The organism is Roseovarius salis (assembly GCF_044472985.1).
Lineage (GTDB): Bacteria > Pseudomonadota > Alphaproteobacteria > Rhodobacterales > Rhodobacteraceae > Roseovarius > Roseovarius salis.
In genome coordinates, this window is record NZ_JBISDG010000019.1 from 62,178 (window position 1) to 72,154 (window position 9,977).

At 65.7% G+C, this 9,977-nt stretch carries 9 protein-coding genes; 2 read left to right on the forward strand and 7 right to left on the reverse strand.

Features of this window, described 5'->3' with window-relative positions; translation table 11 throughout:
- The first annotated feature begins 45 nt into the window (after window positions 1–45).
- Window positions 46–1,866 carry a translational GTPase TypA gene (gene typA, locus ACH13J_RS09930; RefSeq protein WP_397543171.1) on the forward strand — a complete coding sequence of 607 codons (1,821 nt, stop codon included), beginning with the start codon at window positions 46–48 and terminating at the stop codon, window positions 1,864–1,866.
- A 12-nt stretch (window positions 1,867–1,878) separates the two neighbouring features.
- Here the strand turns inward: typA and ACH13J_RS09935 are convergent, their stop codons facing one another.
- The 6 genes from ACH13J_RS09935 to recA all read right to left on the reverse strand — a co-directional run bounded on the left by ACH13J_RS09935 (window position 1,879) and on the right by recA (window position 7,395).
- Window positions 1,879–2,154, reverse strand: a complete 276-nt coding sequence (locus tag ACH13J_RS09935) for a hypothetical protein (RefSeq protein WP_397543172.1) — start codon at window positions 2,152–2,154, stop codon at window positions 1,879–1,881.
- A gap of 157 nt (window positions 2,155–2,311) precedes the next feature.
- A complete protein-coding gene (locus tag ACH13J_RS09940) occupies window positions 2,312–2,578 on the reverse strand; it encodes a hypothetical protein (RefSeq protein WP_397543173.1) in 267 nt (88 codons plus the stop codon).
- Window positions 2,579–2,912: 334 nt separating this feature from the next.
- The gene (locus tag ACH13J_RS09945; RefSeq protein WP_397543174.1) at window positions 2,913–3,200 is read right to left on the reverse strand and encodes a DUF1330 domain-containing protein; all 288 of its coding nucleotides are present in this window, start codon (window positions 3,198–3,200) and stop codon (window positions 2,913–2,915) included.
- A gap of 11 nt (window positions 3,201–3,211) precedes the next feature.
- A complete protein-coding gene (locus ACH13J_RS09950) occupies window positions 3,212–3,496 on the reverse strand; it encodes a DUF1330 domain-containing protein (RefSeq protein ID WP_397543175.1) in 285 nt (94 codons plus the stop codon).
- Between the two features lie 13 nt (window positions 3,497–3,509).
- Window positions 3,510–6,176 carry an alanine--tRNA ligase gene (gene alaS, locus ACH13J_RS09955; protein WP_397543176.1) on the reverse strand — a complete coding sequence of 889 codons (2,667 nt, stop codon included), beginning with the start codon at window positions 6,174–6,176 and terminating at the stop codon, window positions 3,510–3,512.
- 139 nt (window positions 6,177–6,315) lie between these two features.
- Window positions 6,316–7,395: a recombinase RecA gene (recA, locus tag ACH13J_RS09960; protein ID WP_397543177.1), complete on the reverse strand. Its 1,080-nt coding sequence runs from the start codon at window positions 7,393–7,395 to the stop codon at window positions 6,316–6,318.
- Between the two features lie 195 nt (window positions 7,396–7,590).
- Between recA and ACH13J_RS09965 the strand changes: the two genes are divergently transcribed.
- Window positions 7,591–8,220 (forward strand): gamma-glutamyl kinase, encoded by a 630-nt coding sequence (locus tag ACH13J_RS09965; protein WP_397543178.1) that lies wholly within the window; start codon window positions 7,591–7,593, stop codon window positions 8,218–8,220.
- Between the two features lie 8 nt (window positions 8,221–8,228).
- On the opposite strand, the gene ACH13J_RS09970 is transcribed toward ACH13J_RS09965, so the two are convergent.
- The coding region (locus ACH13J_RS09970; RefSeq protein ID WP_397543179.1) for an ATP-binding protein at window positions 8,229–9,977 on the reverse strand (1,749 nt) is incomplete at its 5' end.

The window sequence follows — 9,977 nt, forward strand, 5'->3', positions numbered from 1 at the left end:
GGACGCGGCTAAGCCGCGCCCGACACTTCCCTCAGGACCGACCCAATGGATCTGCGCAACATCGCCATCATCGCCCATGTGGACCATGGCAAGACCACCCTTGTCGACGAGCTGCTCCGGCAGTCCGGCGCCTTTCGCGAGGGGCAGGCCGTCGACGAGCGCGCCCTCGACAGCAACGACCTGGAGCGCGAGCGCGGCATCACGATCCTTGCCAAGGCCACCAGCGTGGAATGGAAGGGCACACGCATCAATATCGTCGACACGCCCGGCCACGCCGATTTCGGCGGCGAGGTGGAGCGCATCCTCAGCATGGTCGACGGGGTCGTGCTGCTGGTGGACGCGGCCGAGGGCCCGATGCCGCAGACCAAGTTCGTCACCGCCAAGGCGCTCGGGCTCGGCCTGCGCCCCATCGTCGTGCTCAACAAGGTCGACAAGCCCGACGCCGAGCCCGACCGCGCGCTCGACGAATGTTTCGACTTGTTCGCGGCACTGGACGCGGACGAGGATCAGCTCGATTTCCCGCACATGTACGCATCGGGTCGGTCCGGCTGGGCCGACGCGGAGCTTGACGGGCCGCGCCGCGATCTGTCGGCGCTGTTCGACCTGATCGTGAACCATGTCCCGGCCCCGCGACAGCTGGCCAGGGCCGACGAAGATTTCCGCATGCTGGCCACCACCCTGGGCGCCGATCCGTTTCTCGGCCGCGTTCTCACCGGCCGGGTGGAATCGGGGCGGCTGAAGGTCGGCGCGACCGTGCAGGCGCTGTCGCGCGCCGGCCAGAAGATCGAGCAGTTCCGCGTTAGCAAGATCCGGGCGTTTCGCGGCCTTGCCCACCAGGACATCGAAGAGGCGCGCGCGGGGGATATCGTGACGCTCGCCGGAATGTCCAAGGCGACCGTGGCGGACACGATCTGTGCGCTGGCGGTCGAGGAGCCGATCGCGTCGCAGCCCATCGACCCGCCCACCATCTCGGTGTCAATCGGCATCAACGATTCGCCCCTCGCGGGGCGCGACGGCAAGAAGGTCCAGTCGCGGGTGATCCGCGAACGCCTGATGAAGGAGGCCGAATCGAACGTCGCCATCCGCGTGACCGACACCCCGGGCGGTGAAGCGTTCGACGTGGCCGGCCGTGGCGAGCTCCAGATGGGCGTGCTGATCGAGAACATGCGGCGCGAGGGGTTCGAGCTGTCGATATCGCGGCCCCGCGTCGTCATGCGCGAGGACGACGACGGCCGGATGCTGGAGCCTGTCGAGGAGGTGACGATCGACGTGGACGACGATCACGCGGGCGCCGTCATCGAAAAGCTGACCGGCCCCCGCAAGGGCGAGCTTGTCGAGATGAAGCCCGCGGGCACGGGCAAGACGCGCATCGTGGCGCTGGTGCCGGCGCGGGGGCTGATCGGGTATCACGGCGAATTCCTCACCGACACGCGCGGCACCGGCGTCATGAACCGGGTCTTTCACGGCTGGGCGCCGCACAAGGGGGCCATCCCCGGGCGCCGCGCCGGCGTGCTGATCTCGATGGAACAGGGCGAGGCCGTGGCCTATGCGCTGTGGAATCTCGAAGAGCGCGGGCGGCTCTTCATCGGGCCGCAGGAGGTCGTGTACCAGGGCATGATCATCGGCGAACACAGCCGCGAGACGGATCTCGAGGTGAACCCGCTCAAGGGAAAGAAACTGACCAATGTGCGCGCCTCGGGCTCTGACGACGCGGTGCGGCTGACACCGCCCTCGCGGCTCAGCCTGGAAGAGGCCATCGCCTACATCGACGATGACGAGCTGCTTGAGGTGACACCGAACGCGCTACGCCTGCGCAAGCGCTATCTGGACCCGCATGAGCGCAAGCGCCACGCGAAATCCGGCTGAGCGGGGCCGCGATCAATCGCAGGGAATCTTCTGCATCACGTAGTATTCCTTCTTTATGAGCTTCTTGTCCTCGCGGAACACGGCCGGATATTCCAATAGCTCGTAGCGGCCGTTGCGCTTGACGTACTTGCGCTCGGCCTCCTTGATCTTGGTCTTGGTCACCTCGTATTGGGCCGGGACCAGCACCTTCTGGTAGCACCCCAGAAGCCGGGGCTTGCCCTCCCCTGCCTGCGCCGCCGCGGCGGTCATCGCGAGGCAGGCGCCCATCATCGCGGTTCTCACGTTCATCTGCTCGACTCCGTTCTGGTATCGCGGCGCCGAGTGTTCCAGCCGGGCGTGGCCGAATTGGGGGCAGCCGGTGGAAAGATTATGGTGACAGCGCTGTCCGCAATGAAAAAGGCCCGGCATGCGGCCGGGCCTTTCGGGGGGTGTGTTTGCGCTCGCCTCAGTTGCAGGGCGCCTTGCGCAGCACGTAGTGCCCCTTTTCTTTCAAGTGGCTCTTTTCCATGTAGACCGGCGGGTAATACATCTTGACCATCTGGCCATCGACGTGCTCCCACTCGTATTTCGCGGGGTATTCCAGATGCTTGCTGGTCGTGTAGGTTGCCGGCACCCAGTGCTTGTCGTAACAGGCAACCTTCTGACCTTCCCACGCCGCCGCGGGTGCGGCGAACATCATGGCGGCGGCAGCAGTAATCATAATTTTCTTCATAATCGTCTCCCTAAGTCTTGGCAGTGCTCCATTTTTAACGCACCTCAGCGGAATCTCGCACAATGGCGAGCATGCATTCTGCCGCAGACGACAGGATTTTTCGCCGCCAAGGGGCAAATGTGGCGTTTTTGTGGCGATTTCGCCATAACGCCCCCGGCAGCTCACGGCGGGTGGCAGCCTCTACTGTCGCTTTTATGGAAACAAAAACGGCAATCCCGCCCCTTTGTTAAGCCAAAGGCGGGAAAATGCGAATCATCACGGCAACGGTCGGATGGGGAAACCGGACGACGCGACCGAGGTGCGACCGAGGTGGTAAGGGTGTATCGCGCGTCGCCTATTCGGTGATTTCCACGATCAGCAGTTCGCGCTCGGCGGCGCCGCGTGCATGGCTCAGCGCCTGCTGGTACTCGTCCGAGTGGTAGCATGCCTCGGCAGCCTCGACCGAGGGAAACCGCGCCACAACGTTGCGCGGCCTGTCGGTTCCTTCCAGCTGGACGTACCGGCCCCCGCGGGCGATGAAATACCCGCCGTGCTTCTCGATCGCCGGGCCGGCCAGCTTGGCATATTTTCCATAGGCCTCTTCATCGTTCACGGTGACATGGGCGATCCAGAGTGCGGGCATTGTCTTCTCCTTCAGACTCCGTCGACGACCACGATGTCCCGCTCGCTGCTCGACAGGGCGATGGGCAGGATGCGGCGGTAGTCGTCCGAATTGTACCAGTCGAGCGCCGCCTGACGGTTGGGAAAGGCGACGATCACGTGCCGGTCCGGGCTGTTGCCCTCGAGCTGTGTCTGCGGGCCTCCCTTCACGAGGAAACGCCCACCGTATTTCTCGGCCAGCGCCACGGTCTGGCTGGCATAGGTCGCGTAGTCGTCCGGATCGGTCACGTTGATCCGCGCGATGATGTAGGCGGTCATGGAACTGTCTCCCCTACCCGGCCAGCACCTCCTCTGCCGCCGCGATGGCCGCGTCGGCATTGTCGGCATCCCGGCCGCCGCCCTGCGCCATGTCGGGCCGGCCGCCGCCGCCCTTGCCCCCCAGGTGCGGCACGGCCGCACGCACCAGATCAACCGCCGAGACACGATCCGTCAAGTCCTGGGTGACACCCGCGGCCACCGCCGCCTTGCCGTCGGTATCGGCAATCAGCAACACGGCGCCTGACCCCAGCTTCTTTTTCATCTCGTCGATGAGCGGCGGCAAGTCCTTGCCCGAAACGCCGCGCAGCACCTGCGCGCTGAACGTGACATCGCCGATCTGCCGCGGCGCCGGGGCCTCGGACGGGCCGGCCGCCCCGCCGCTCATGGCCAGTTCGCGGCGCAGCTGCGCAACCTCGGCCGACAGCGCCTTGCGTTCCTCGACAAGCGCATGCACACGCTCCGGGACGTCCTCGGGGCGGGTGCGCAACTCCGACGCCACCTGTTCCAGCCGCGCGCCGCGTTGACTGAGATAGCGGAACGCGGCGGCGCCAGTCAGCGCCTCGATCCGCCGCACCCCGGCGCTGGACGCGCTTTCGCCCACGGTCACGAACACCCCGATATCGCCCGTCCGGTTGACATGCGTGCCGCCGCACAATTCGATCGAGTAGGTCGCGCCGTCAAGACCCTTGCCCGAATCCTGTTGCCGGCCCATGGAGACCACGCGCACCTCGTCGCCGTACTTCTCGCCGAAAAGGGCCTGCGCGCCGAGGGCACGCGCGTCATCCGTCGGCATGACACGCGTCTCGACGCGGCTGTTCTGGCGGATGTAGGCATTCACCTCGTCCTCGACGCGGGCCATCTCATCGGCCGTCAGGGCCTTGGCATGGCTGAAGTCGAAGCGGAGCCGGTCCGGCGCGTTGAGGCTTCCCCTCTGGGCCACGTGATCACCAAGCGCCTGGCGCAATGCCTCGTGCAGAAGGTGGGTGGCCGAGTGGTTGGCACGGATCGCCGTGCGGCGGTCGTGATCGACCTCGAGCTGCGCGGCCTCGCCCGCGGCCAGTGCGCCCCGCGTCACCTCGGCGAAATGGATGTGGACGCCCGCGACATTCCGCGTGTCGGTTATCCGAGCGGCGCCGCCTTCGGTTGTCAGGGTCCCGGTGTCGCCGACCTGCCCGCCCGCCTCGGCGTAGAACGGCGTCTGGTTGAGCACGATCTGAACCGTCTCGCCATGGCTGGCCCGGTCGGCACGCTCGCCACCCTGAACCAGCGCCACGATCTGGCCCTCGGCCGTTTCCGTGTCGTAGCCCAGGAAATCCGTCGCGCCGGTTTCCTCGGCGATATCAAACCACACGGCCTGGTCGGCCGTCTCGCCCGATCCCGCCCACGCGGCGCGCGCCTTCGCCTTCTGTTCGGCCATCGCGGCCTCGAACCCCGCCATGTCCACCTCGCGCCCCCGCTCGCGCAGCGCGTCCTGCGTCAGGTCGAGGGGAAATCCGTAGGTGTCATAGAGCTTGAAGGCCGCCGTGCCCGGCAGCGGCTGCCCCTCGCCCAGTTTCTCCAGCTCGTCATCCAGCAGGCGCAGCCCGCGGTCGAGGGTCTGCTTGAAGCGGGTTTCCTCGAGCTTGAGCGTCTCCTCGATCAGCGCCTGCGCGCGGCCGAGTTCGGGAAAGGCTTGCCCCATCTGCGCCACCAGCGCCGGCACGAGACGGTGCATGACCGGGTCATCGGTGCCAAGCAGGTGCGCGTGACGCATGGCCCGGCGCATGATCCGCCGCAGCACGTAGCCACGCCCCTCGCTGCCGGGCATCACGCCGTCCGCGATCAGGAAGGAGGTGGAGCGCAGGTGATCCGCGATGACCCTGTGATGCACGTTGCCGGGTCCGTCGGGGTCCTGGCTGGTTGCATGGGCACTCGCCTCGATCAGGGACCGCATCAGGTCGGTGTCGTAGTTGTCGTGCTTGCCCTGCAGCAGCGCGCCGATCCGCTCCAGCCCCATGCCGGTGTCGATCGACTGCATATCGAGCTCGCGCATGCTGCCATCCTCGAACCGCTCGTTCTGCATGAAAACGAGGTTCCAGATCTCGATGAAGCGGTCGCCGTCCTCTTCCGCGCTGCCCGGCGGCCCGCCCCAGATCCCGGGTCCGTGGTCATAGAAGATCTCGGTGCAGGGGCCGCAGGGGCCCGTCGCACCCATAGACCAGAAATTGTCATCCGAGGCGATCCGGATGATCCGCTCGTCGGGCAGGCCCGCGTACTTTTTCCAGATCTCCGCCGCCTCGTCGTCGGTGTGATAGATGGTCACCAGCAGCTTGTCGCGGTCGAGGCCGAAATCGCGCGTGAGCAGGTCCCATGCATACGGAATCGCCTGTTCCTTGAAATAATCGCCGAAGCTGAAATTTCCCAGCATTTCAAAGAAGGTATGATGCCGCGCGGTATAGCCGACATTGTCGAGATCGTTGTGCTTGCCGCCGGCGCGCACGCATTTCTGGCTGGTCGCCGCACGCGTGTAATCCCGGTGCTCGACCCCGGTGAACAGGTTCTTGAACTGGACCATGCCCGAGTTGGTGAACATCAGGGTCGGGTCGTTGCGCGGCACGAGCGGCGACGACGCGACGATCTCGTGATCGTTGCGCCGGAAAAAGTCGAGGAAGGTCGAGCGGATTTCGTTGAGCGTCGGCATGAGCGGTCCCGTCCGGTATCGGCGTTGGCTGGCGTCACGCCGATTTACCGGCGTCACGCCCCGGTGTCCACCGCCAGAGAGCGCGTGTCAAACGGCCCGGTTGCGGCCGGGCGCGACGATGTCCCGCCCAGGGTCCGCCTCACGCCTCGACGATGTCGCCGCTATCCTCGTCATCCCCGCCGGCACCGTCGAAATCCAGCCCGTGCGCGGCGCGGATCTTGTCCTCGATCTCCAGCGCGACGCGGGGGGTTTCCTTGAGAAAGCGCTTGGCATTCTCGCGGCCCTGCCCGATGCGCTCGTCGCCGTAGCTGAACCAGCTGCCCGATTTTTCCACCACGCCGGCCTTGACCCCAAGATCAAGCAGCTCGCCGGTCTTGGAGATGCCCTCGCCATACATGATGTCGAACTCGACCTCCTTGAAGGGCGGCGCGACCTTGTTCTTGACCACCTTGACGCGCGTGGCGTTGCCAACCACCTCGTCGCGGTCCTTGACGGACCCGATCCGGCGGATGTCGAGCCGCACGGAGCTGTAGAACTTCAGCGCATTGCCGCCCGTCGTCGTTTCCGGACTGCCGAACATCACGCCGATCTTCATGCGGATCTGGTTGATGAACACGACGGTGCAGTTGCTGCGGCTGATCGAGCCGGTGAGCTTGCGCATGGCCTGGCTCATGAGCCGGGCCTGCACGCCCACGCTGCTGTCGCCCATGTCACCCTCCAGCTCCGACTTCGGCGTCAGGGCGGCGACGGAGTCGACCACCACCATGCTCACCGCGCCGGACCGCACCAACGTATCGACGATTTCCAGCGACTGTTCGCCCGTGTCGGGCTGGGAGATCAGCAACTCGTCGAGGTCTACGCCGAGTTTCTTGGCATAGACCGGGTCGAGCGCGTGCTCGGCATCCACGAAGGCGCAGACGCCGCCTTTCTTCTGCTCCTCGGCGACGCAATGCAGCGTCAGCGTTGTCTTGCCCGAGCTTTCCGGCCCGTAGATCTCGACGATCCGTCCCTTGGGCAGCCCGCCGATGCCGAGCGCGATATCGAGCCCGAGCGAGCCGGTCGAGGTCGCCTCGATATCGGCCACGGGATTGTCCGAGCCCATCTTCATGATCGAGCCCTTGCCGAACTGGCGCTCGATCTGGGCGAGCGCGCTGTCCAGCGCCTTCTGCTTGTCCGCGGATTTCTTGGAGTCCATCGTCAAAAGATCTGCCGTTGCCATGCCATGTGCTTCCTTATTTCATACGGATCGCCATGCAGCAATCATCGTATTGTTCTCTTCCTGTTCCTGTTTTTATGAAGACAAAGAAGGAACATTTCAAGAAATTTATGGTCAACGCCACTTTTTCCCAGTTTGGTTAAGGAGTAGTTTACGCGCCATCGGAGAATGGACAGACGACGGGGCGCGCGGGGCGGAATGCTTGTGTTTTCAAAGGCGAGGCTGGTTTTTCTGTCGGTGCCCAAGACGGGCACGACCGCGTGGCAGGCGGCGCTGGAGCCGCATGCGGCCATGGTGGTGCGCGATCCGCCCGAACTCAAGCATGCGCCGGTCTTTCGCTACAACCGTTTCTTCCGGCCCGCGCTGGAAAAGTTCCTGGGCGGGCCGCTCACCGTTCTGGCCGTGATGCGCGAACCGCTCGACTGGCTGGGAAGCTGGTATCGTTACCGCAGCCGCCCTTTGCTCGACGGCCAGCCCACCAGCACCGCGGGCATCGGTTTCGACGCGTTCGTGCATGCCTACACCAAGGGCGACCGGCCGGCCTTTGCGAATGTGGGGTCTCAGGCCAAGTTCCTCGAACCGCAGAAGAACGGAACCCGTGCCACGCATGTTTTCCGCTACGAGGACCAGGAGGGCCTTGCCGATTTCCTGGAGGACCGTCTGGGCGTGCGGGTCGAAACCGCGCGGCACAACGTCTCGCCCGCCATGGCGCTGGAGCTGTCTCCCGAGACGCGGGCACGGCTGCGGCGCAGATGCGCGGCCGAATTCTCGCTCTATGACAGTATCGGTGAAAACGGCACCTACACCCCGCAGCCGATCGCCAAGTGAGGTGCACCTCACCCGGACAGTTCACGGCAGACGGTATCCGTGAGTTCGGTCAGCGAGAACGGTTTGGGCAGGAAGACCGCGCCCGGGATCTCCGCGCGGGTATCCGAGAGGGTTTCCGGCGCGTAACCCGAGACGAACACGACCCGCGTGGCCGGCCGGTTTTCCAGCGCCGCGCGCACCCAGCTGGGTCCGTCCAGCCCCGGCATCACCACGTCTGTCACGAACACGTCGACATGCACGCTTTCGTCCTGAAGCAGCTGCAGCGCGTCCTCGGCCGATTCGGCCTCGAGCACGGACAGGCCGCGCATCTTGAGCGCCCGGCTGGCAAAGGCGCGGACCGGCGCCTCGTCCTCGACAAGCAGCACCACGCCCTGTGTCCTTGCGCCCGCGACGGGTGGCTTTGCTTGCACCGGGGCGTCATCCCCCGGGTCGTGGGCAGGCAGCAGCAGCAGGAACTCGGTACCCTCACCGGGCGTGGACTCGGCGAATATGAACCCGCCGGTCTGCTTCATGATCCCGTAGACCGTGGACAGGCCAAGCCCGGTGCCCTCGCCCGAGCGCTTGGTCGTGAAAAAGGGTTCGAACACCTTGTCGAGACTTTCGCGGGGGATCCCGACACCCTCATCGATGACCCGCACCGCCACGTACTCTCCCGGCGCGACAACCGCCCGGTCGCGCTTCATCGGGGTGTCGAGCGTCAAGTTTTCTGTCGTGATCCTGATCTCGCCCCCATCCGGCATGGCATCCCGGGCATTGACGACGAGGTTCATCAACACCTGTTCGAGCTGGCGCTTGTCCGCCCGGACCGCCCAAAGCCCGGGATCGTGGCTGACCGAGAGCGTGACAGGCTCGCCGACGAGACGATTGAGCAGGTGGATGAGATCGGACAGCATGTCGCGCAGGTCCATGATCTCGGGACGAAGGGTCTGTTTCCGGGAATACGCCAGAAGCTGGCTGACCAGCGCGGCCGCGCGATTCGCGTTCTGGCTGATCTGCATGAGATCCGCGTAGTCGCCGTCCTCCGGGTCGTGACGCAGCAGCAACAGGTCGCAATGCCCTGAAATCGCCGTCAGAAGATTGTTGAAATCGTGTGCCACGCCACCGGCCAGCTGGCCGATCGCCTGCATTTTCTGGCTCTGCACGAACTGCGCCTCCAGCGACTTGAGCTTGGTCGCGTCGTGCAGCACCGCCACCAGCACCGTGTGGCCGTTATCCGCGGCGGGGTTCAGCGCGACCTGTACGTGGGCGTCCGCGTCGCCGCGGCACAGGCGGACTGTCTCGGGCTGGATCGTGCCGCGCCCGGCGGCGGCATCGTCGAGCCAGTCCTGCACCGGGCGGCCCGGCCCCTCCATCAATTCGCCAAGCCGCCGGCCCTCGCAGCTTTCGACCCCGAGCAACTGGCGGGCGGGCCGGTTGGACTGCTGAATCGTTCCGTCACGGCCCAGCTTCAGAAGCGGAACCGGCAAGGCGTCGAAGAACGCCCAGCCTTCCGCGGCCGCGCTGTTCGCGTCGGCGCCGGGCAAAAGCAGCACGTCGCGCTGGCCATCCTCGCGCGCCGCGTCGGCAACAAGGCAGCTCAACACGCCATCCGCCGCACGGATATCGTTCAAACGTCCCCGTTGCAGCGGCGGGCGCAGGCAGATCTGATCAAGCCTTTCGGGCTGGCGGCCGAGCAAGCGCACCGCCCCCGGGCTTGCGGCCAGCACGTCGCCATCCGCGCCGGTGGTCAGCACCGGCAAGGCCGCCCCCGGGCCGGT